Here is a 21,178-nt window from a genome sequence, read left to right on the forward strand (position 1 = left end):
TAGCATGCTCATACTCTTCAAGTATTAAAGTACCGGCACCTTCTCCTATAACCAAGCCATCACGGTTTTTATCAAATGGGCGAGGCGTATTTTTAGGGGAGTCATTTTTAATACTTGTAGCATACAGCGTATCAAATACAGCTGCTTCGGTAATACAAAGTTCTTCTGCCCCCCCTGCTACCATTATTTTTTGACGACCAAATTTAATTGCCTCATAGGCGTAGCCAATACCCTGCGAGCCAGACGTACATGCCGAACTTGTGGTGATCACTCGTCCTTTTAAGCCAAAAAATACGCCTACATTTACTGGCGCTGTATGTGCCATCATTTGAATATAGCTTGTAGCTGTGACTCCAGACATTGAGCCACTTTCCAACATATTTGCAAATGCGAGAAGCGGCGGTGTCGAGCCGGTGGATGAGCCATATGCTACACCGGTAGAGCCATCTGTAAGACTTTTATGTTCAAGTAAATCAGCTTGCTCAAGCGCACGCTCAGTTGCACGTGTGGACATAAGTGCCACTCGCCCCATTGAGCGTATTTGCTTACGTTTATAATGGTTAGGTTTTTCAAAATGGGTGACAGGGGCAGCTAAGCGCGTATTAAGCCCATCAGCCTTATCCCATTCACGCATTGTTACAACTGCATTTTCACCTTTAATCAAGGCGCTTTTAAATTCATCCCAATCATCGCCCAATGCGGTTATAACCGACATCCCTGTAACAACAACACGTTTCATTAAACCATCCCGCCGTTAACCGAAATAACTTGGCGAGTGATGTAAGCAGCATCATCAGACATTAAAAATGCAACCGTACCAGCCACTTCGTTCACTGTTCCCATACGTTTAAGTGGAATCATTTTCATCATTTCAGTAACCGGAAGCTCATCCGTCATTGCTGTTTCAATTAAACCAGGCGCTACACAATTTACAGTAATTTTTCGCTTAGCTAGTTCCAGCGATAGGGCTTTGGTAGCGCCAATAATACCTGCTTTCGCTGCGCTGTAATTTACTTGCCCTCTGTTGCCCGCAATACCCGACACTGAAGCCATAGTAATAATGCGCCCACCTTTACGAGTTTGTACCATGGGCATAACTGTTGGGTGCACAACATTATAAAAGCCATCTAACCCAGTTCTAATTACGCTATCCCAATCATCGCCCTGCATTGCCGGAAAAGCCATATCGTTGGTAATGCCCGCATTACACACCACACCATAGTAAGCACCATTGTTTGTAATATCTTGCTCAATTTGTTGCTTTGCCGCTGCTCTATCGCATACGTCAAATTGTAGTAGTGTAGTGCTTTGTCCAAGTGCGTGTATTTCTGCACATGTTTGCTGAGCTTGCTCTAAACCAGTTCTGCAATGAACAGTAATGTCATAGCCTTGAGCTGCAAGTTTAAGTGCAATAGCCTTACCTATACCCCGGCTAGAGCCGGTCACTAAAATTCTTTTATTCATTGGTTTTCTCTTATAAATTCCAGCGGTTCTTCTGGCTGAAATACATTTATTTTTGCATCACACAGTATTTTTTTATTTTCACTTATTTGGCATTCAAACACACTTAAACCAGATTCTTCTTGGTAAAGCTTGTGAACATAAATAGTTAAGGTGCTGTTTTTATAAAACATAGTCTGATGTGTTTTATATTTTCGCGTGCCGATCAAAAAGCCAATTTTAACCGCTTCATTAATATCGTTAGCTAATGCTCCAGCATAGGCAGCTATAGACTGGGCCATATATTCAACACCGATATAACTTGGCACTCCCTCAATTTGCTCATTATAAAAAGGGCTTTGGGGTGTAATAGTCACAGAGCAGGTTGCACTTTCATCGCTGTATTCAACTAACTGATCTATTAAGATCATAGGAGCATCATGGGGTACAACCTGCTCTATAGAATAATTATTCATTATGAGTACCTAAAATCAAACTGGCATTATTACCACCAAACGCAAATGAGTTAGATAGACAGTAATTTAATTTAACCGTGCTAGCTTGCTCAATAACGTTAACATCTGCCAGCTTATTTCTGTGTGTGCATTTATTAAAAGGCAAAGTAATATTTCCTCTCCCTCTGAGCAACAGCCAACAAATACCTGCTTCAATTGCACCAGCTGCACCTAAAGTGTGCCCAGTTAAGTACTTACTGGAGCTCAGCGGTGTATTGTTGCCAAACACACTATTAATTGCAAGGGCTTCCATTTCGTCATTTTTAATTGTTGCTGTGCCGTGTGCATTTATATAGTCAATATCACTAGGTAATAAGTCAGCAACGGCCAGAGCTGCTTTCATTGCCGATTTTGCACCATTACCGCTAGGGTCTGGCGCCGAAATGTGATGAGCATCAGAGCTTTCACCACCACCTAAAAACATGACGCCATTTTCTAACGGTGCTTCTTTACTCATGACAAATAACGCAGCACCCTCACCAATATTAATACCATCTCTGTCATCGCAAAAAGGCTTACACATTCCAGTGCTCATTGATGCCAAGGCATTAAATCCATTAATGGTAAGTTTGCAAAGGCTGTCTACGCCACCACAAATTACAACGTCTGCTAAGTCAGCAGTTATTAAAGCTTTTGCGCTAATGAGAGCTTTAGCACTTGAGGTACATGCCGTTGAAATACTATAACAAGGACCTAACGCCCCTACTTTTTCGGCTATGTAATGCGAAGGAGTAGCAAGTTCTTGATCAGCATATAAAAAGTCACTTGGCCACACACCTGAACTGTCGTGTTCAGCTCGAGCTTGTTCGCCATCATGCACCCCAGATGTACTTGTACCTACCACAACAGCAATTCGTGATTTATCAATATGTGAAAAACGCTTAAGTGTTGGGGATATTTGCTCAAGGGCTATATCAATTAGCGTATCAATACGGTGCTTTTGATTTAGAGGAACGCAGTCCACGTGCCCAATATAAAATGGCAAACCCTCTGTGCTTAAATCTTTTGTCTTTAAAAGCTGTGGGGCTTCATTATTTTGTAAGTTATTTAGGCTAATAATTGTATCTTCAACGCCTTTGCCCATTGCACTTACAATGCCTAAATCATTTAACCAAAAAGTCACTAGTTTACCTTCTCAAATGTAATTTGATAATGTCGCTCACTATTATTTAGTACTGTTTTATTATCGCTATAATTTATTGTAATAATCGAGCGGTTATTTTTTACTACACGCCTTTGTGTGGCTATCTGCTTTATAATCGCCCCAGATATTTTCTCATTAAGAAATAATACAGGCCAATGCACTAAGGCAATATCTGCCAATATATAAGCTGGGTCTAAATCAACACCGACTATCATTTTAGTAACATTAGGTGGTTGGTTATTTAGTTTCTCAAGCTTTAAAATAGGTAAACCTTGTGTAGTCATTAACAATAAGTTGATAGTACCCTGCTTGTTTATTTCTAATTGTGCTAATAATGTATGCTCTTTCTCATTGTTTTGAATATCTAAAACATGCTGCCAATTTTGATCAAACATTTGTACAGGCACATGCGAAATATCAAGTGTAGTGGCTGCAGAAATATCAACACGCTCACTGCTTTTATATGTGCTACTACATGCTGTTATGCAAACACACACTAAAGCTATAAAAGTACATTTTAAAAAGTGTCTGATATGAGCCTCAATAACTGGGATTAATTTTGACATAGCTGCGCTAATACATTTAAACGACGCTCACTTTGAGCAACAAATGGATTATTTTTATCCCATGCGTAACCCGCTAAAATAGCACTGATCATTTCACGAACCTGCGAGTTTTGTTCTGAATAAAAAATAACGTCTTGAAATCGGGTATCGTACCAACCTTTAACAAAGGTTTTAAAACAATCAACTCCTGCCTGCAATGGCTCGGCGTAACATTCCTCAAAATCAATCACTTCTCCATTTAAATAATCATCAATAAGGGGGGCAATTAAGTGTGCAGACTTTAAAGCAATAGTCACCCCAGATGAAAACACCGGATCTAAAAATTCACCCGCATTGCCTAGTAAAGCAAAATGCTTTCCATGTAGCGTACATACATTAGCAGAGTAACCACTAATGCTACGCGCTTGTGTTATAGGTACGCGATTAGCTAAAAGTTTTTTTAAGTAAGGGTCTTGCTCTATAAACTGTTTTAAGGTGTCAGCTTCACTACTCTCATTAAAGCGTGTTTGCTTTGCAACAACCCCAATGCTGGACGTGCCATCACTAAAGGGGATGAGCCAATACCAAACATCATTAAATTTAGGGTGAACGGTTATTAAAATTTTATTTCTATCAAACAGCTCGTCAGTAATGCCATCATTAAAGTGACTGAAATAAGCACTACGCACAGGAAAAGTAGAAGGTTTTTCTAAATTTAAAAGCTTTGGTAAAACTCGGCCGAAACCACTCGCATCAAGTACAAACTTAGCCCTTACATCATACGTTTGATTTTTATTATTTTGCACTTGCAGCGTCGCACTAGCAGCTTCATCAGTAAAACCAATAACACTATGCTGATAGCGAATTTCAACGCCTTGATGCTGCGCTCTATCAGCAATCAGCTTATCAAAATCAGCCCGTTTAACTTGAAAAGTAGTACCCGGGCCTAGGCTAAATTTTTCAGTAAAATTTATAGCTGTATTTTGGCCATTACGATGAAACGCAGCACCATCTTTAAATTGAAAGCCAAGCTCATCTGCATGTTCATGTATTGTGTTAACTAGCCCAGCATCAGCTAAATACTCCATACATTGAGGTAATAAGCTTTCGCCAATTGAAAAACGAGGAAATACTTGTTGCTCTAGCACCAGCACTTTCCAGCCTTTTTGTACTAATAAGCTACTTACAAGTGCACCTGAAGGCCCTGCTCCTATAACCACAACATCATACTGCTCAAGGTTGTTCAAATTATTATTCCTTTTGAGACTTTAATACACTTAATGGAGATAAAATATATACGGCTAAAATCCCTACCATAACAGTAAGGCCAAAACTAAAAATGGCGGGGGTATCTGAAAAGGCGAGCATACCAAATACACACATCGAAGAGGTGGCCGACAAGCTAATGGCCAATACATTTACCGCCGTTAAGTTGTTAATTTGGTAAAACACTAAATAATCTATGGCTAGGCCAATAATGAGTAAGCCACCTAGCAGATTAAAAATTGAGATACTGCCTTGCGCTGCATTACATACCCAAAGCATAGTCAATAGGCTGGCACTTAATGTTATCACCTGCACAGTGCCAATCCGAAGGCCAAATTTATAGCTAAATAAAACAAAGCAAATAACAATGGCCACGCCCAATGTAAGCAATAAATACTGGCTGTAGTTTTCAAGTAGGCTACTGATTTGCTCAGGCTTGTTATATATAAACGCATCTTCATAAGCATTAACGCTAGAAGTTAACGCGTGCGTGGATATTCCCGATACAGAAAACCAAGTAACAGCCTTATTAGGCTCAACAAACATTTGTGCATTTAAAAGTGCTGAAAAATGACTATTTGCTAAAGCGTCGTAACTCAAAAGTTCTGTGTTAGCTGACTCAACTTTTATCCCTGTATATTTTTCAGTGATAATTAACACATCGTTTTTAACAGCCCCGTTAAAGAGCGCTAAATTATTTTTTTGCGTGCGCTTACTAGGTAACCAACGCTTAATAGCATTGTGTTTAAGATGTGGGTTAATACGCTTTAAATCATCTATTAGTCGCTCTTGCTTTTGCATTAGTTGTTCAGCATTTGATGCAAATAAAAATACAATGTGGGCATCTAACTGTCCCAATAAAGTTAAATGCTTTTGCTCATTAAGTATTAGTTGCTGTGGGCTTGCATTTAGTAAACGTACATCGTTGTTAAATGAAATGGGTTTAAGATAAAACAAAAACATTAACACCAGCCCCAATACGAGTAAAACCGATTGCTTACAACGGTTAAAGCGCACCATTAAACCTAATAACTGCTGACTTTTAATCAAACTTCGCTCAGAGAGTACAAGCTTAGATTGCCAGATAGGTAATATAATTAATGTGAATAACCAGGCGCTCGCAAGCCCAGCAATTACAAACACTGCTACTTGCGATAAAAGTGAAATTGGCGCACCTAATAAACAGCTATAGCCGAGGCCTGTTGTAATAAAAGATAAAAGCAAAGCTGTTTTTGTGCCTTTACTTAACCCACTACTTTGGTAAAAACTGTTGCCATACGCTAAATCAGTCATCGCATGAAATGCATAATCAATAGCTATACCAATTAGGGTTACAGCAAAAACTAGTGTTAACAAATGAATCGAATTAAACACAAATACCATGGCCGTAGCACCACCAGCCAGTGCACTAAGTACAGTTAAGCTTGCAAGCAAAATGCTACTGACTTGCCTAAATACCCAAAACACCATTAAAAGTAATGCGATTACACTAAGGCCACCAAATAAGCTCATTTCATACTTAGCTTGCTGAGCGTTTTCAGCTGTATGAAAAAGAGCACCTGAATAGCGAATAGTGGTCTGTGGGTACGTATCATTTAAACTTTCAAGCTTATTTTTAATGCTGCTCGCAAGCTTAATAGACTCATCAATTGGGAGGCTATTGTTAGGAATGGTAGCCAATATAACAGCATAATCAGTATGCTTTAAACGGCGCGTTAACCGCTCATTTTTTAAAGAGAATAACTGACTTTGTTTTAAATTATCGCCTATAAATGCAGCAAGACTTAAACTAATATCGGCTTTTAGGGTGGCACTTACAAAAGGGTTTCCTAATTGATTTAATTGAGTAAGGTAAAATGACTCAAACTGTGCTTTATCAACCATACTATTTTTATAATTGTCGCTAAGCAGCGCATGTTGATACGCAGAGAACACTGAAGATAACTGCACAATGCTTGGCAGTTCAAAGCTATTTTTTATATCACGTTTTAACAGCCATGATTTAAGCTCGTCATGTGCTAAGTTTTTACCATCACCAGTAAATGAAAACATAATACGGTTTGCATTTTTTTTAAAAAAGACCTCTTCGCCGTACGCCAATTGAGAATGTGATTTTGGTAATAAACTAAACATATCAGCATTTAATACAGGCTTAGTGATATACAAAGCAGCACAAAGTAAAACAGCTAAAAAACCAAACCATGTAATAAGTACACTAATACGTTTAATCACATCACTTTTCCGAAGGTTACTTACACTTATTAATTATTAGGTGTATTTGCATAAGAAAACTCTATTACTGTGTTGCTACCCGAGTGCTCATTTAAGGTTATACTTTGTACACGCTGGTTATTTTCACAAAGAATAAAATGGCTAAACAGCTGTTTTAATAGCATATCTTTTGGCTTTAATAATAAACAGCCTGTTTGATTTGTTACATCAAACCGCGCATATAAGGCTTTCATATCTAATGCGAGTAAGTCAGTTAATAAGCCTACAAACTGCTCGCTGCCAGGCTGAGGAGTAAGCTCACCCTCTTTATTTTTCACAAATACTTGGCCATTCTCGATTAGTAATGTACTTTGCACTGGTGTTTTTACATACCAAAGCAGCTTTTCCCCTTCAAGTGTAAACTCCCCTTTAGAGATGAATGGTTTAGAGAAACCGGCAAAATGCTTTAATTGCTTAAATTCACCCGAAACTGTCGTAGCAGCTAATAAACTGGCACTAAAAAAAACAAAATAAAGAGCACTAACAAACACACAATTTTTTAAATAATTCATAGCATCATCCAATATTAGCTAAGTATTTTTGCAAGCTTATCAACTATCACCGCTGGTGAGGCAAACTGCATTTCTTTAGTCGATATCTCAACAGCAACTTGAGTGGTAGTCGCTTTAGTAATACGCTTATTCGTTATGGCATCTGTAATTACATAATCAATTTTTAATCGGTTTTCGAACTCTTTTAAATGCGCGGTCACTTTAATTTTTTGGGTAAATATGGCGGATGCCACGTACTTAATTTGCATATCCACTATTGGCCACGCATAACCCGACTCCATCATTTGAGGATAGTCGTAATCAAATAATCGCAGTAACTCACAGCGAGCCACCTCTAAGTAGCGAGGGTAATTACCATGCCATACAACATTCATCGGATCGCAGTCATGAAATGGAATTTCAATTTCCACTTCATGAGTTAGCAAAGCGCCTTTACTATTCATATAAAGCCCAACGTTTTTCTTGAATATAACTAATGGTTTGTCTAAGTACCGCTTCCATTGGCCTATCTTCAGTTAGGTTTTCGAAATAATGAGTTATGTCAGTATACATCGCTTGCATATCTGCAGTTAAACTTGAAAATTCGAGTTCGCCTTGTTTAATACGCAGCCTCACCCCTTGAATACTTGCTAGTAACGTACTTGCAATAACCTGCTCTGTAAGCTGTAAAATACGCAAACAATCACGTGAGGCAATAGTCCCCATACTTACTTTATCTTGATTATGGCACTCAGTAGAGCGAGAAAATACACTTGCAGGCATCGTTAACTTAAGCGCTTCAGCAGTATAGGCACTGGCGCCTATTTGCACGGCTTTAAAGCCATGATTTATGTAACGACGTTCAGCCTCACTGTCTGATAAATTTGATGGTAATCCATTATTAAATTTAGTATCGACCAATGAAGCGATTTGCCTGTCGGCTAAATCTGCCAGATTTGCAATCGCCGTTTTCATACTATCCATTGCCATTGCAATGTGGCCGCCATAAAAATGGCCACCATGAAGTACATGCTCACCCTCGCCATCAATAATGGGGTTATCGTTTGCAGAGTTAAGCTCGTTTTCTATCATCTGCCTAAAAAATGGCAAACTATCTTGCAATACACCAATAACATGTGGTGCACAGCGAATAGAGTACCTATCTTGCAGTCTATCAGCGTTACGAGGATGGTCATGATGGTTTAAATCATCTCGTATCCATTTAGCAACTTGTTGCTGCCCAGGATGAGGCTTAACAGAGAATAAAATTTCATCAAAATGATGACTATTACCTTTAAGAGCAAGGCTAGACAATGCAGTAATCCTACTTGCAAGTTTTGCTAAGTAATTGGCTCTATCAAACGCTAAACAAGCCAGTGCGGTCATCACAGCTGTACCATTCATAACTGCAAGCCCCTCTTTTGGGCGAAGCGTTAAAGGCTTTAAACCAGCCGCTTGCATTACCTGTGCGCTGTTAAGTATTTTATCTTTGTAAAAAACATCACGTTCACCAACCATAGCACCTGCTACATACGACAGTGGGGTTAAATCACCGCTAGCGCCTACCGAACCTTCTTGAGGAATAACAGGTACTATATCAAGGTTTAAATAGTCTTTGAGAAGATTAAGCATTTCCCAGCTTACGCCAGAATAGCCTTGTGAAAGTGATGCTAAGCGCGTAGCTAAAATTGCACGCCCTTGTACTTTATTAAACACATCGCCTAGTCCACAACCATGAAAGCGCGTTAAATGTAATGGTAGCTCATCAACTAAGTTAAGTGGTACAGGAACCGTGACTGAGTCACCATAGCCTGTAGTTACCCCATAAATCACACCATCTTCTTTGAGTAGAGAGTCTAAAAAGCTAAGCGCGCTATCAATTTTTGCGCTAAATTGCTCGCAGCCACTTAATTGCACCTGAGTATTTTGATGTGCAATATTAACAATATCTTCAATAGAAAGTTGTTGGTTTCCAAAAAGCTGTACTTCCTGAGCTGACACTCTACTTCTCCTTTGCATTGCTGCGTTCTACTTGCTGATCGTTTTGCCAAAAATCATAAAAATTAAACCACTGATAAGGATACCGCGCGGCATAAAAGCCTAAACGTGCAGAAAAATCTGTAATTACAGTGGTTAATAGACCTTGCCTTTGTGAGCGGGGTATTTTTAATGTTTGGCTATAATGTTCAAAAATCACATGATACTTTTTTGTTTTTTTATCTTTTAAGCAAAATAAAAAGTAAACGGGGCAATCTAATAATGCAGCTAATATAAAAGGCCCTTGAGAAAAAGATGCTGGCTTACCTAAAAACTCAACACGTGTTGATCGCTCACCCGTTGTAGCGCTTGTTCTATCACCAACAATAACGACTATTTCACCCTGCTCTACTTTATCTTTTAATAAAATAGCTAGATCAGGCCCCATATCGCTCACTTGAATTAAGTTAACCGACACCGCGGGGTTAATTTTTTTAAGCATTTTATTAAATTCAACAGCGTGATGAGTAAATACAAGCACATTAATTTTTTTACTGCTGCGATGCTGGCTCAGTGCTCTACATACCTCAAGGTTACCCAAGTGAGAGCCAATAAAAATGGCCCCTTGCTGTTGCTCATTTAAATCAATAAACAGCTGTTCATTAGTATATTGGATATCCTTTTTTGAAATTCGACCGAGCCAACCATCAATTTTATCAAGGGCGCTATCGGCAAAACTACAAAAATGCATAAGCTGTTGTTTAAAAGTTACTTTACGCTCAACATTATTGTAATTATTAACTTGGACTAAAAACTGCTTAGAAGCCGCGCGTGCAACTTTACCGGTAATAAACAAATAGCAAACAACCGGGAACAAAATAACCCACAGCCCTTTACGACCAAGTACTTTATGGGCAAATAGTAATATTTGTATACCTAAAAAGTTACCTCGCTCTTGCATTTTAGACCAATGTTTAACGGCCATAACGTCTCTTATATTTATGCCATAGTAAAACAGGTGAACGAAGCAGCATGCCAAAAAATAAACGCGTATGTAACCACGAAATACGCACATTATCTTGGAGTGGCTGGAAGTGTGACAAGCCATTTTCTGGGTAAATAACCTGGCTTGGTAAAAAAACAAATGGAACGTTGCGCCAATATAACCTAACCAGTATTTCTGGATCAAAGTCCATACGCTTACCGAGATTAACCTCACTTATAAGCTTATTAGTCACATTTAAAGGGTAGACTCTAAAACCACACATTGAGTCCACAATTTTAAAGCTGAGCGTTTCTATCCATACCCACACATGGGTTAAATAACGTGCTAAGTAACGGTGCTTAGGAACCGATTCATCATACACTGGGCAACAACTAATTAATGCCTGTGGGTGTGTGTTTGAAAGCTCAATCAACTTTTTGATATCTGATAAATTATGTTGCCCATCTGCATCTACTTGTATTGCATGGCTATAACCTTGCTCATACGCGCAGCGCAATCCTGTTTGTACCGCACCGCCTTTGCCTTCATTTTGCTCATGCGATATAAGAGTGAGGTGGGCATATTTTTTCTCAAGAGTAGCAAAAAGAGATTTAGCCTGCACACTACTGGCATCATCAACCATTATTATTGGCAGCGTATACTCAGTTAACGTTGCAAGTACTTCATCAATAACACTTACATGATTAAAATTAGGTATAACAATACAAAAATTATTCATCTGTATCACTTTTAAACACTATACGCCCTGAGGCGTGTTGGCCTTTATCTGATTGATACGAAAAGCCATACTTACCGCCAGGCTTTTCTTCTACAGTTAATTTAATTGTTAGACCAGGGGTAATAACAACCTGAAACTTAAGCACTTCAATATCTTTTACTTCACGTGTAACATTAAAGTATTTTCGCACGGCATTTACGGCCCAATCGAGCTGCACTACACCTGCTAAAATAGGGCCTTGACTAAAGTGACCTTTAAAATAATCTAAACTTGGCGGTATAAAAAGCGTTAGGCAATGACTCTGTGTTGACGATACACAGTTAACAAGTTCAGGCTTTGTGTTAATCAGCTTTGACAAAAAGAGACTCCAATACTTTTAAATTTATTTTAGCTTGCGTGTTGTAGGGTAAATGATTTAGAAAACGCCATTTTTTAGGCGTACAGATCCCTTCAAAACGATTCAATGTATGTGTTTTTAAAAGCGTATTAGTCGCTAACTTTCCATTGGCGTTTAAATATGCTTGTCCTTTATGTGTAAGCACTATAACAGCGCCTAATACTAAACGTTTCCCATTTAGCGTTATTACTTTAGCTTCCTGTACCCACTCACTTTTGCATAAATGTAGCTCTAGTTCGTCAAGGCTTAAGCGTTTTTCTTCAAGCTTTATAATACGGTCAAAACGACCTAGTAATTCAAATCGGCCATTTTTAAATAATGTACCTCGGTCATCTAATAAATAGTTTGTTTGCTCAACTAAAGGCGAATTCAACACTAATCGTTGTTCAGAGGTACTGTGTAATGTGATCCCTAAAAATGGTTGCCAATGACTAACGTTCTCTAAAGACACAACCTGACGATATGCAATTCCGCCAGTTTCGGTGCTGCCAAATACTTGAGTAATGGGTTTATTTAGCTGTTTATTTAAAGTGACAGCGTCTTCATTTTGAAGCGGCCCACCGGATGAGAAAACCCACTGTAAATGTGACTTTTCTTCTATTAAAACGTTATCTTGATGCAGCCGCTTTAGCTGTGCCGGACTGGATATAAACACGGCCTGTGTAATTGTTTTAAGTTTAGTAGCAATATGCTCGGGGTAGTTAAGCAAGTCTGTATCAATTATGTGGTTATTGCTAAGCGGCCATAACACTCTAAATAACAAACCGTAAATATGCTGATGCGAAACACTGGCAATAAATACAGGGTTACGTTTTAAAGCAAACGTACTGTTGAGCGTTTTTATCTCTTTATTAAGCACTCGCCACGATTTAAAAATAGGCTTAGCTTGACCTGAAGAGCCAGAAGTATAAAAAACAAGGTTACCTTCACTCGGCCAAGCAATTTTATTGAACGGTGTGTAGTTAGGTGTCGTTGTTAAATTACCAATATTTTCAAATGGCGTAGTCGCATGCTCGACCAAATCACTATCGCCCAAATAGTAAGGGGTTTGCTCTAAAAGCGCATTGAGTGTTTCGCTTTGACCATTAGGCGGTAAAATTATAGTCCAGCCTTTATGCGCCAATGCAAAAAGGTTTACAGCAAAATCATAGCTACTACTGTTGAAAAGCACTGCCGATGCTTTAGTAGGCGATTGCGGAATTTTAGCCAAAACTTGATTAATATCATTAACAAATTGACGCTCAGATAACGCTGAGCCATTATGATTAAATCGAATATTTATGCTTGCGTTATCTAAAGTATTAAACACCTGCATTCCTTTTTACTTTTTTCCTTACTAACCACTCTATTGCAAATAAAACACCCATAATAATGTATGCAATAAAACCGTTATAAAATGCCCACACATCAAGACTTGTAAACACACTAGTGTATAACGCTATACTGGCGTTAAAAACAAAAAAAACGCACCATATTTTAGTTACATTTTTAGTGTACGAAATAGCTCTTTTATCAAGCTTTGGCTCAGTGATACGCGCAAACGTTTCTATGATACTTGGACCTTTAAAAAGCGAGTAAGCAAAAACAAAAAACATAACAGTATTTACAATAACCGGATAAAGCCGAATACCAAAATCACTGCCCATCGTTTTTGATAAGCCAATAGCTAAAATTCCCAGTAGTGAGGCTGGCTTTATCCATGGCATTTTAGCTAATAAAGGCTTGCTTAACCAAAGCCTTATTATTAACAGTGTTAATAAAATCACAGTGAGTAAATAACTGTTGAAACGTGTCAGCCCTATATAAACAATGAAAGGGTAACAGGTTAAAAAAATCATTATTAACGCTGTTAAAAATGCCTTAAACATGCTTATTTAACGAGCTTTTCTATTTCAGATACAACATCTTGCACAGTGCGAACTTGTTTAAATGCGTCAGGCTCAATTTTCTTACCTGTAATTTCACGTAACTTAACAACTAAATCTACAGCGTCAATACTGTCTAAGTCTAAATCTTCGTACAGGTTAGCTTCTAAAGAGATATCTTCAGCATCTATTTCAAATTCATTTTCTAAAATGCCGTGTAATACATCATAAATTTCAGCAGCGGTTTTCATTATTATTCCTAGTGTGTGTTAATTAAGTACGTGATTGTTCTATAAATTGCGCTAAAGAGTTAACACTCGCAAAATGCGCTTTAGTTTGTTCTGAATTTGCATCAATTTTTACGTCGAATTCTTTTTTGATAGCAAGCCCGAGCTCTAGCGCATCAATGCTATCTAGCCCTAAACCATCTACAAATAAAGGCTCGTCGTCTTTTATATCGGCAGTGGTCATATCTTCAAGATCTAGGCTCGAAATAATCAATTGTTTAATTTGTTGTTTTAATTCACTCATATATAGCTAAGCTCTTTTGTAAAGTATTGTTGTAAGCCTTTCGTAAGCTGGCGGGACTGTATTGCAGGTACGTCGCTTGTATAAATAATATCGCTTTTGAAAGAATGTGGTGCTAGTTGCATAGAAAAATGCGCTTGGTATGGGGCTACTTTGTACCAAGGCGTCCCTTTAGTTAACGTATTAGGTTTCATTTTAATCAATACGGTGGTTATAGGGGCATGACATCTAAGGGCTATATTTGCAGCCCCTCTTTTAAATTTAAGCGAATTATGAGGTACTGAACGTGTTCCCTCAGGAAAAACAATTAAGTTATTCCCTCTTTTTAGTGTTTGCTCGCATTCTTTTAATAATTCTTGCGGGTCTTCATTGCTTATATAACCTGTACTTTTTATCACACCACGCATAAAAGGGTTTTTAAAAAGGTGTGCTTTTACAACGCAATCAACATTTTTAATAACCGATATAAGTACCACAACATCAATAAGTGATGGGTGATTAGCCAAAACAAGCTCGCCTTTCAAATTAGCTAAATGGGCTTTATCTTTAATATGAAAACGGATAGCGCCAGTGTGATGCATTAAAGCGACAAAAAATTTAAAGCTATAATGCACTACCGTACGCGCATTTTCTTTTTGCTTTACAGGACAGCGTTGAAATAAACGTTGAACGGGGAATAGTAGTAAGGCTAAAAATAGCCCACCTAAACCAAATACACTAAAACAAAGGCCAGTGGCTATAATGCGCCAAACAAGGCCTATTACTCTTATTATTGTATTAAGCATAGTGTGTTAACAACCAACCATTAGCACTGGCGCTTTGTTTGTTAAACATTGCTTTAGCAAGCTCTAAACTTAAAGGAGTAGTTGTTTGTTCGCTATTGTTAGTGGCTTGTTTAGTTAAACTAAAATGAGCTTCTTTTTCTGTAGCTAAACGTATAACTAACGCAATAGAATGTGTTATTTGTGCCTCATCAACAAATGTTGTGTACGGCTCTGGGAGTGACTCATCTGTATGCACAAGTAATATATGTGGTTGTTTATACTCAACCAACTTTATATATGCTTCAATCAAAGCGCAAGCAAAGCTATCCTTACCCGCTGCGATAGCGTTCATAGGTTGGGTGTTACCGCTAATAATGCTATACATACCAATCGCAGCGTTGTGCACACTTAAACCAAAGCCTGTCGGAGATAGAGGTTGTTTCTCACCAAGCTCTCCTAATAAATTAGCTGTTTTATGGAAATCGCCATGGCGTGATGAAAAAATAACAGGCATGTTTTCATACCCTTTATCATTTGTAACCTGGTGCGCAGTATGTAAAACCATTTTTACAAATGGTGTCATTCTTCTGCGCTGCATTGCAGGTACCCAACTTAATGTAATTGGTGATGAGTCGTACCAATTTTCAGAGGGGCTTTGTCGCTGTTCAGGCTTAATCCATGTAGCGAGTTGTTCAACAACAAATTTCACAAATAAACGTTATTTAGTAAGTAAGGGGGCGAGAATTTTACCGATATTAGCAATAAAAGTAAAATATTCATTAAATAAATGCCAGCACTTACTAACTGTTCAGCGCTGGCTCATATAACCTAAGAAAGCAAAGCAATATCACTTTGTTTTATACACTTAGCTTTGTTGCCCACAATATCATCAACGTTAAGGTCGTTTATTAAGGCCTCGCCTTGTGCTTGTTGCTCATCGCTCAGTGGCACATACGGTAATCTAAATACGGGATTTACCGCGCCTGTCATCATCATTGCGGTGTTTATTGCAATCGGGTTTGGCTCGCAGAATAGCCAGTTCATTAAAGGTTGTAATGAGGTATTTAACGCATCATTTTTAGTATCCATTAACTGGCGGAACAACCCTGGTATAAGATTAGATGTGACCGATATAACACCGTGTGCATTGTGTGTGTGGCGTGCATCGTGTGCTTCGTCATCGTTACCTGACCAACACGCAATGCCTTGCTGTTCGTAATGGGCAATACGCTCGTTACCACCACATTCTTTTACACCAATTAAATTAGGGTGTTTTGCTAATGGCTCAATAATATCAGGGGTTAAATCTTGCCCTGTGCGCCCTGCTACGTTGTAAATAAACGCAGGGCCTATATCGAGTACACGTTTAAAGTGCTCGTTAACACCGGCAATAGAAGTGCGGCCATAGTATGGGTTAATTTGCAGCGCGGCATGCATACCACTTGCAAAGCCATACTTAGTGGCTTTAATAGCTTCGCGGGTATTATTGCTACCCGTATTCCCTACAATCACGAGCTTATCGCCATATTTATTTGCACTGTGCGCGATAAGCATTAAATGCTCTTCCCAGTTCATTAGCTGGCCTTCGCCGGTTGTACCACCAACCACAATGCCATCTACACCCGCTGCAATTTGTATTTCGACGAGTTCATCGTACTTTGCTAAATCTATTTCACCATTCGCTAAGTATGGGGTTTTAATGGCGGTAATTAAGCTTGCTTGTTTAATTTGTTCTAGGGTGCGCATAAAAATTCATTATTTATAAAACTTGCGCTATTTGTAACATACTTGCACGCATTTTTGCAGGCCTAAGCGAATAATAAACGTAAAATGGCTTGTGTTATTTAGTTTGATAATACAAAATACAAATACTGTACATTTAAACAGTGTTTGTATTTTTAATTTTAAGCGAGCCATTATGCGTTTATCTGACTACTTAGCCACTCATTTTTATAACACCAATGAGCTTTGCCATGCTTTAAATATTGATGCCGAGCAACTAGATACATGGCAGCAGCAAAGTATTTTTCCTAAACCAAGTTATTGTATAAAAAGCCAATTAAGTTGCAGCTCGTACTCTGGTTTGTATGAATGTGAAGAGTACGATGACTATTACCCGCGCGGCTGTGTAAATTGGGGGCAAGGGCTAATAAAACAAAAAATTGAATCCTCAAGCAATGCCTTTAATTACTTTGCGCAGCAGTACACGGCAAGCCTGAGTAAACTTGCCCAGCAAGGTTTTATTTTTAATGAAGAATTATTTGGCTGCGAAATAGACGAGCATTTACAGCAAGTGTGGCAACAGTTTTTATGCAGCAAATACGGCGTACTGACACAAAACGGTTTAATTGACGAAATAGTATGTGTGGATATAGGTCGCTTGCTGGTAGACGATATTACTGAATTGCGCACTAAAGGAAGTTTAAATCAACAAGAGCGTACGCAGCTTCACCCCGCGATGAAATTACTCAATAAAGCATTAGGCCACGGCGCCGATCACGAAAAACAACACACATTACGTGCCCGTTACATAGATGCACTTATTTTAAAGTACGATTTATCGATTAAATAAAATGGCTGAGGTTTTAATACGAGGTGGGTATTTAAAAGACTAAGTAACGCAAATGGCGATGTATGCTTACGCCGCCACTGTATTTTACTCATTAACTAATAAGAGTGCTTTTTACTAGCCGATGGTGTTGTACACATCAACATTACTGCTTGTTACAAGCCCGGTAACTTGGGTACCAAATGCTTTGTAGTGAGGCTCTTGTTTATGAGCTTCAAAGTGTTCTTGCGACGCCCACTGCTCACTTACAAGGTACTCGGTATTGTCTGAGTCTCGTTTAACCGACAACTCGTAACGCAAACAACCCACTTCTTTACGTGAATACTTTTGCAGATTTTCGAGCGCAGTTAAAACAACCTCTGCGTCGATATTTTTGCTCGCTATAGTGGCAATTACCGTTAACATACGGAGTCCTTTTAAAAAAATAAAGGTGCAGCTTTGCTACACCTAATGTTGTTTTGCGTATTTTATTACTGATCCCACTGCGGCGCAAAATCAGGCGTTGCTTGGCGGTCGCCACAATCAAGTCCGTCAATACGAGCAATGTCTTCAGCGTCTAATTTAACATGGTCATTAAAGTTATCTTCTAAGTTTTTACGCTTAGTTGACGATGGAATAGTGGTCATGCCGTTGGCATTAATCCATGCAATAACTACTTGCGCTGGTGATGCCTCATGCTTATTAGCAATATCAATAATAGTTTGATCTTTTAGTACTTTACCAACTACAAATGGCATATACGCTGTAACGTGAATGTCGTGCTGGGCACAAAAAGCGCGTAGCTTAGTATTGGTTAAATACGGATGCACCTCAACTTGGTTAGTAAATATTTCACGCGAATCAAGTGTTTGCATTGCTTCGTTTAAATTGGCAATAGTAAAATTAGATACGCCAATATGTTTTGTTAAACCAAGCTGCTTAGCTTTTAAAAGCTCAGTTAGGTACTCACTCATTGGCTCACCATTTGAAGGCGCAGGCCAATGAATAAGCAGTAGATCAACAGAGTCTACTTGTAATTTTTCAAGTGACTTTTCAACGCTGGCAATAAAGTCAGTTTTGTTAAGCTTGTTGTTCCACACTTTGGTGGTTAAAAATATTTCGCTGCGCGGAATGTTGCTGTCTTTTATGGCTTGGCCTACTTGCTCTTCGTTACCATAAATTTGCGCAGTATCAATATGACGAAACCCCACTTCTAACGCCATTTTTACTGAATTGTAGGCGGTATCGCCTTCTAAACGGAATGTTCCCATGCCTAAATCTGGCATTTCTATTACACGTTGTGTCATGGCTCTATCCTTATAAAATAATCGGTTAAAAATACAAACTGTTTAAAGTTTTACGAAATACACCTTTTACTTCTTTTGTGTTGTCACCTAAAAATTATGACCTCAATACAGGTAATGAGGTCATAAATTTAAGTTTCAACCTTAGCAGAATACTTTATGCTTGTTTCACTTCTCGCTTATCAAGCATGCCACTGTAACGAGTTACTACTAATGCTAGAGCACAAATTGCTGCGCCAATCCAAGCGGTATCTTGAAGTGACATGCCCTCTACTACACTGCCACCAATAATTGAGCCCAGGGCGATACCAATATTAAACGCTGCTATGTTTAAGCCCGATGCGACGTCTACCGCATTAGGAGTATGCTTTTGCGCCTGTTTTACGACATAAAGCTGTAAGCCTGGTACGTTACCAAACGCAAATGCACCCCAAACTAGAATAGTCAGTACGGCCGCTACTTTTGACTCCATCGTAAAAGTAAAAGCCAATAAAATAATTGTCAGCGCGCTAAATATAATACTCAGTGCGCTAATTGGGCCACGTTTATCAGCCAGTTTTCCGCCCCAAATATTACCAATGGCTACCGATACACCGTAAACCAGCATGATTAAACCAATCGCTGAAGGAGCAAAACCTGTTTCTTGCTCTAAAATAGGTGCTAAGTAAGTAAACGCAGTGAACGTGCCGCCGTAACCTAAAATTGTCATTAAATATACGAGTAATAAGCGCGGTTTAACAATAACCTGAAGCTGCTCTTTAAACGTTGCCGGAATAGACTGTTTTAAGTTTTTTGGTACTAAAATAGCGCTGCCAATTAAAGCGATTAAACCCAGTACCGACACCACTAAAAACGTTGCTCGCCAGCCAAAGTGTTGGCCAATCCAAGTGCCTAGTGGCACACCCGTCACTAGCGCTACAGTAAGTCCGGTAAACATAATAGCAATAGCACTGGCTTCTTTATCTTTACTTACTAAGCTTGTGGCAATCATTGAGCCAATTGAGAAAAACACCCCGTGAGCCAAGCCTGTTAAAATACGCGCTAGTATTAATGTTTCGTAACTAGGCGCTTGCCATGCAAGTAAGTTACCTAAAACAAATAAGCCCATTAAGCTTATTAGTACAATTTTACGGTTCCAACGCCCAGTTAGTGCGGTCAGTACTGGTGCACCAATGGCAACCCCTACTGCATATAAACTAACTAGCAAACCCGCTGAAGGTAGGCTTACGCCTAAATCGTTTGCAATAGTAGGCACTAATCCCACTATTACGAACTCGGTTGTTCCTATTGCAAATGCGCTTAAGGTGAGCGCCCACAAAGCCAATGGCATAATTAAATCCTCATTATTAGTTAAGACTTACAGTTTGACTAAAAATGTGTTTGCAAAAAATAGCATTAGTGACAAAATACTTTTGTAATTAATGCAAAAGTAAGGTACTCACGTATGGCTCAGCATGCAAAAACCGAAGACTTAGAAATGTTTTTAACGGTAGTAGATAGCGGAAGTTTTTCAGCAGCAGCTAATTTGCTTGATCAGCAAGTAGCAAAAGTGTCGCGGGCCGTGTCTCGCCTTGAAAACACGTTACAATGTACATTACTAAATAGGACCACTCGCCGATTAGAGCTAACCGAAGAGGGCCATACCTTTATTAAATATGCTCGCGATGGCTTAAACACCTTACAAACCGGCGAAGAGGCAATAAAGCTTTTAAAACAAGCCCCTAGTGGAAAATTACGTATTGATGCAGCCAGCCCCTTTGTACTACACCAATTGGTACCTTTAATTGCTGAATTTAATACACAATATCCCCACATTACGCTCGATATAACCTCCCACGACAGCATTATAGATTTGCTCGAACATAAAACCGACTTAGCAATTCGTATAGGCGAGTTAAAAGACTCCAACCTACATGCAAAAAAGCTCGGCGTAAGTAAATTGCATTTAGTTGCAAGCCCTAGTTACCTTAAACATACACCGACTATTTCGCACACCAGCGACTTAACTCAGCATAAACTCATTGGCTTTACCGACTCGCCCAAACTTAATAACTGGCCGCTAAAATCGCCCACAGCTTTAAATTTTGGCCTAACCGCAAGTAGCGGCGAAACTGTACGCCAACTATGCTTGGCAAACCAAGGGGTGGCGCTGCTTTCGCACTTTATGATTGGTGATGATTTAAAATCAGGCAAGCTAATAGAAATACTGCCAGGAAGTATCAGCACGCCAAACAACCGCGAAATTGTGCAAGCGGTGTATTACAAAAACAGTGCTGTATCGTCGCGTATAATGGCCTTTTTAGACTTTATAAAACCACTGCTGAAATTGTAAGTGACGTTTTATACCAAACGTTTAATTAAGTAATCTATATTGTGGCTGGAAAAACGTGTTGATAGCT

24 protein-coding genes are annotated in these 21,178 nt (G+C 38.9%); 2 read left to right on the forward strand and 22 right to left on the reverse strand.

Features of this window, described 5'->3' with window-relative positions:
* The 19 genes from B4F91_RS12740 to dapA form a co-directional block, all read right to left on the reverse strand.
* The coding region (locus tag B4F91_RS12740) for a beta-ketoacyl synthase N-terminal-like domain-containing protein (protein ID WP_288635822.1) at window positions 1–739 on the reverse strand (739 nt) is incomplete at its 3' end.
* The gene (fabG, locus tag B4F91_RS12745) at window positions 739–1,464 is read right to left on the reverse strand and encodes a 3-oxoacyl-ACP reductase FabG (protein WP_273586322.1); all 726 of its coding nucleotides are present in this window, start codon (window positions 1,462–1,464) and stop codon (window positions 739–741) included. The genes fabG and B4F91_RS12740, both read right to left, overlap by 1 nt.
* Window positions 1,461–1,916: a hotdog family protein gene (locus B4F91_RS12750; protein ID WP_273606123.1), complete on the reverse strand. Its 456-nt coding sequence runs from the start codon at window positions 1,914–1,916 to the stop codon at window positions 1,461–1,463. The genes fabG and B4F91_RS12750 overlap by 4 nt, the downstream gene beginning before the upstream one ends.
* On the reverse strand, window positions 1,909–3,078 hold the full coding sequence (locus B4F91_RS12755) for a beta-ketoacyl-ACP synthase (RefSeq protein ID WP_286936571.1): 1,170 nt from the start codon (window positions 3,076–3,078) through the stop codon (window positions 1,909–1,911). Before B4F91_RS12755 ends, B4F91_RS12750 begins: the two co-directional genes overlap by 8 nt.
* Entirely contained in the window at window positions 3,078–3,665 is a 588-nt protein-coding gene (locus B4F91_RS12760) for a DUF3261 domain-containing protein (RefSeq protein ID WP_286936569.1), read from the reverse strand. The genes B4F91_RS12755 and B4F91_RS12760 overlap by 1 nt, the downstream gene beginning before the upstream one ends.
* Window positions 3,653–4,891, reverse strand: a complete 1,239-nt coding sequence (locus B4F91_RS12765) for an NAD(P)/FAD-dependent oxidoreductase (RefSeq protein WP_064387203.1) — start codon at window positions 4,889–4,891, stop codon at window positions 3,653–3,655. Before B4F91_RS12765 ends, B4F91_RS12760 begins: the two co-directional genes overlap by 13 nt.
* Window positions 4,892–4,895: 4 nt before the next feature.
* Window positions 4,896–7,142, reverse strand: coding sequence for a transporter (locus B4F91_RS12770; protein WP_286936568.1), 2,247 nt, complete (start codon window positions 7,140–7,142; stop codon window positions 4,896–4,898).
* Window positions 7,143–7,171: 29 nt separating this feature from the next.
* A complete protein-coding gene (locus tag B4F91_RS12775) occupies window positions 7,172–7,693 on the reverse strand; it encodes an outer membrane lipoprotein carrier protein LolA (RefSeq protein ID WP_286936567.1) in 522 nt (173 codons plus the stop codon).
* Window positions 7,694–7,707: 14 nt separating this feature from the next.
* Window positions 7,708–8,136, reverse strand: coding sequence for an acyl-CoA thioesterase (locus tag B4F91_RS12780; RefSeq protein WP_096042938.1), 429 nt, complete (start codon window positions 8,134–8,136; stop codon window positions 7,708–7,710).
* Complete coding sequence (locus B4F91_RS12785) at window positions 8,129–9,673, reverse strand: HAL/PAL/TAL family ammonia-lyase (protein ID WP_039037438.1); 1,545 nt, start codon at window positions 9,671–9,673, stop codon at window positions 8,129–8,131. Before B4F91_RS12785 ends, B4F91_RS12780 begins: the two co-directional genes overlap by 8 nt.
* Window position 9,674: 1 nt before the next feature.
* Window positions 9,675–10,634: an acyltransferase gene (locus B4F91_RS12790; RefSeq protein ID WP_029771996.1), complete on the reverse strand. Its 960-nt coding sequence runs from the start codon at window positions 10,632–10,634 to the stop codon at window positions 9,675–9,677.
* Window positions 10,624–11,373, reverse strand: coding sequence for a glycosyltransferase family 2 protein (locus B4F91_RS12795; protein WP_004586473.1), 750 nt, complete (start codon window positions 11,371–11,373; stop codon window positions 10,624–10,626). The genes B4F91_RS12790 and B4F91_RS12795 overlap by 11 nt, the downstream gene beginning before the upstream one ends.
* The gene (locus tag B4F91_RS12800; RefSeq protein WP_064387199.1) at window positions 11,366–11,731 is read right to left on the reverse strand and encodes a hypothetical protein; all 366 of its coding nucleotides are present in this window, start codon (window positions 11,729–11,731) and stop codon (window positions 11,366–11,368) included. Before B4F91_RS12800 ends, B4F91_RS12795 begins: the two co-directional genes overlap by 8 nt.
* Entirely contained in the window at window positions 11,715–13,079 is a 1,365-nt protein-coding gene (locus B4F91_RS12805; RefSeq protein ID WP_288635823.1) for an AMP-binding protein, read from the reverse strand. Before B4F91_RS12805 ends, B4F91_RS12800 begins: the two co-directional genes overlap by 17 nt.
* Before the next feature lie 561 nt (window positions 13,080–13,640).
* Window positions 13,641–13,886, reverse strand: a complete 246-nt coding sequence (locus B4F91_RS12810; protein WP_004586477.1) for an acyl carrier protein — start codon at window positions 13,884–13,886, stop codon at window positions 13,641–13,643.
* A gap of 22 nt (window positions 13,887–13,908) precedes the next feature.
* Window positions 13,909–14,166: a phosphopantetheine-binding protein gene (locus B4F91_RS12815; RefSeq protein ID WP_004586478.1), complete on the reverse strand. Its 258-nt coding sequence runs from the start codon at window positions 14,164–14,166 to the stop codon at window positions 13,909–13,911.
* Complete coding sequence (locus B4F91_RS12820; RefSeq protein ID WP_286936559.1) at window positions 14,163–14,948, reverse strand: lysophospholipid acyltransferase family protein; 786 nt, start codon at window positions 14,946–14,948, stop codon at window positions 14,163–14,165. The genes B4F91_RS12815 and B4F91_RS12820 overlap by 4 nt, the downstream gene beginning before the upstream one ends.
* The gene (locus B4F91_RS12825; protein WP_095206597.1) at window positions 14,941–15,636 is read right to left on the reverse strand and encodes a beta-ketoacyl synthase chain length factor; all 696 of its coding nucleotides are present in this window, start codon (window positions 15,634–15,636) and stop codon (window positions 14,941–14,943) included. The genes B4F91_RS12820 and B4F91_RS12825 overlap by 8 nt, the downstream gene beginning before the upstream one ends.
* Window positions 15,637–15,755: 119 nt before the next feature.
* Window positions 15,756–16,673 carry a 4-hydroxy-tetrahydrodipicolinate synthase gene (dapA, locus tag B4F91_RS12830; protein ID WP_286936557.1) on the reverse strand — a complete coding sequence of 306 codons (918 nt, stop codon included), beginning with the start codon at window positions 16,671–16,673 and terminating at the stop codon, window positions 15,756–15,758.
* A 172-nt stretch (window positions 16,674–16,845) separates the two neighbouring features.
* Here dapA and B4F91_RS12835 point away from each other — a divergent pair, with 172 nt between their 5' ends.
* Window positions 16,846–17,499: a DUF6058 family natural product biosynthesis protein gene (locus B4F91_RS12835; protein ID WP_286936555.1), complete on the forward strand. Its 654-nt coding sequence runs from the start codon at window positions 16,846–16,848 to the stop codon at window positions 17,497–17,499.
* Window positions 17,500–17,613: 114 nt separating this feature from the next.
* Here B4F91_RS12835 and B4F91_RS12840 read toward each other — a convergent pair whose 3' ends face one another.
* The 3 genes from B4F91_RS12840 to B4F91_RS12850 all read right to left on the reverse strand — a co-directional run bounded on the left by B4F91_RS12840 (window position 17,614) and on the right by B4F91_RS12850 (window position 20,109).
* On the reverse strand, window positions 17,614–17,901 hold the full coding sequence (locus B4F91_RS12840; protein ID WP_286936554.1) for a putative quinol monooxygenase: 288 nt from the start codon (window positions 17,899–17,901) through the stop codon (window positions 17,614–17,616).
* 65 nt (window positions 17,902–17,966) lie between these two features.
* Window positions 17,967–18,782: a 2,5-didehydrogluconate reductase DkgB gene (dkgB, locus tag B4F91_RS12845; protein WP_286936553.1), complete on the reverse strand. Its 816-nt coding sequence runs from the start codon at window positions 18,780–18,782 to the stop codon at window positions 17,967–17,969.
* Between the two features lie 154 nt (window positions 18,783–18,936).
* Window positions 18,937–20,109 (reverse strand): MFS transporter, encoded by a 1,173-nt coding sequence (locus tag B4F91_RS12850; RefSeq protein ID WP_004586485.1) that lies wholly within the window; start codon window positions 20,107–20,109, stop codon window positions 18,937–18,939.
* Window positions 20,110–20,223: 114 nt separating this feature from the next.
* On the opposite strand from B4F91_RS12850, the gene B4F91_RS12855 reads away from it, so the two are divergent.
* Window positions 20,224–21,111 carry a LysR family transcriptional regulator gene (locus tag B4F91_RS12855; protein WP_138577310.1) on the forward strand — a complete coding sequence of 296 codons (888 nt, stop codon included), beginning with the start codon at window positions 20,224–20,226 and terminating at the stop codon, window positions 21,109–21,111.
* The last annotated feature ends 67 nt before the right edge of the window (window positions 21,112–21,178 follow it).

The sequence above is a fragment of the Pseudoalteromonas sp. UBA6610 genome, assembly GCF_002433295.1.
GTDB classification, from domain to species: Bacteria; Pseudomonadota; Gammaproteobacteria; order Enterobacterales; family Alteromonadaceae; genus Pseudoalteromonas; species Pseudoalteromonas atlantica.

What these genes read in the sequence shown, in the direction of transcription:
- B4F91_RS12850 (WP_004586485.1), bottom strand. Translation starts at nt 20,109, where the DNA reads ATGCCATTGGCTTTGTGGGCGCTCACCTTAAGCGCATTTGCAATAGGA.
- B4F91_RS12855 (WP_138577310.1), top strand. Translation starts at nt 20,224, where the DNA reads ATGGCTCAGCATGCAAAAACCGAAGACTTAGAAATGTTTTTAACGGTA.
- B4F91_RS12775 (WP_286936567.1), bottom strand. Translation starts at nt 7,693, where the DNA reads ATGAATTATTTAAAAAATTGTGTGTTTGTTAGTGCTCTTTATTTTGTT.
- B4F91_RS12815 (WP_004586478.1), bottom strand. Translation starts at nt 14,166, where the DNA reads ATGAGTGAATTAAAACAACAAATTAAACAATTGATTATTTCGAGCCTA.
- dapA (WP_286936557.1), bottom strand. Translation starts at nt 16,673, where the DNA reads ATGCGCACCCTAGAACAAATTAAACAAGCAAGCTTAATTACCGCCATT.
- dkgB (WP_286936553.1), bottom strand. Translation starts at nt 18,782, where the DNA reads ATGACACAACGTGTAATAGAAATGCCAGATTTAGGCATGGGAACATTC.
- B4F91_RS12810 (WP_004586477.1), bottom strand. Translation starts at nt 13,886, where the DNA reads ATGAAAACCGCTGCTGAAATTTATGATGTATTACACGGCATTTTAGAA.
- B4F91_RS12760 (WP_286936569.1), bottom strand. Translation starts at nt 3,665, where the DNA reads ATGTCAAAATTAATCCCAGTTATTGAGGCTCATATCAGACACTTTTTA.
- B4F91_RS12820 (WP_286936559.1), bottom strand. Translation starts at nt 14,948, where the DNA reads ATGCTTAATACAATAATAAGAGTAATAGGCCTTGTTTGGCGCATTATA.
- B4F91_RS12780 (WP_096042938.1), bottom strand. Translation starts at nt 8,136, where the DNA reads ATGAATAGTAAAGGCGCTTTGCTAACTCATGAAGTGGAAATTGAAATT.
- fabG (WP_273586322.1), bottom strand. Translation starts at nt 1,464, where the DNA reads ATGAATAAAAGAATTTTAGTGACCGGCTCTAGCCGGGGTATAGGTAAG.
- B4F91_RS12835 (WP_286936555.1), top strand. Translation starts at nt 16,846, where the DNA reads ATGCGTTTATCTGACTACTTAGCCACTCATTTTTATAACACCAATGAG.
- B4F91_RS12750 (WP_273606123.1), bottom strand. Translation starts at nt 1,916, where the DNA reads ATGAATAATTATTCTATAGAGCAGGTTGTACCCCATGATGCTCCTATG.
- B4F91_RS12840 (WP_286936554.1), bottom strand. Translation starts at nt 17,901, where the DNA reads ATGTTAACGGTAATTGCCACTATAGCGAGCAAAAATATCGACGCAGAG.
- B4F91_RS12795 (WP_004586473.1), bottom strand. Translation starts at nt 11,373, where the DNA reads ATGAATAATTTTTGTATTGTTATACCTAATTTTAATCATGTAAGTGTT.
- B4F91_RS12790 (WP_029771996.1), bottom strand. Translation starts at nt 10,634, where the DNA reads ATGGCCGTTAAACATTGGTCTAAAATGCAAGAGCGAGGTAACTTTTTA.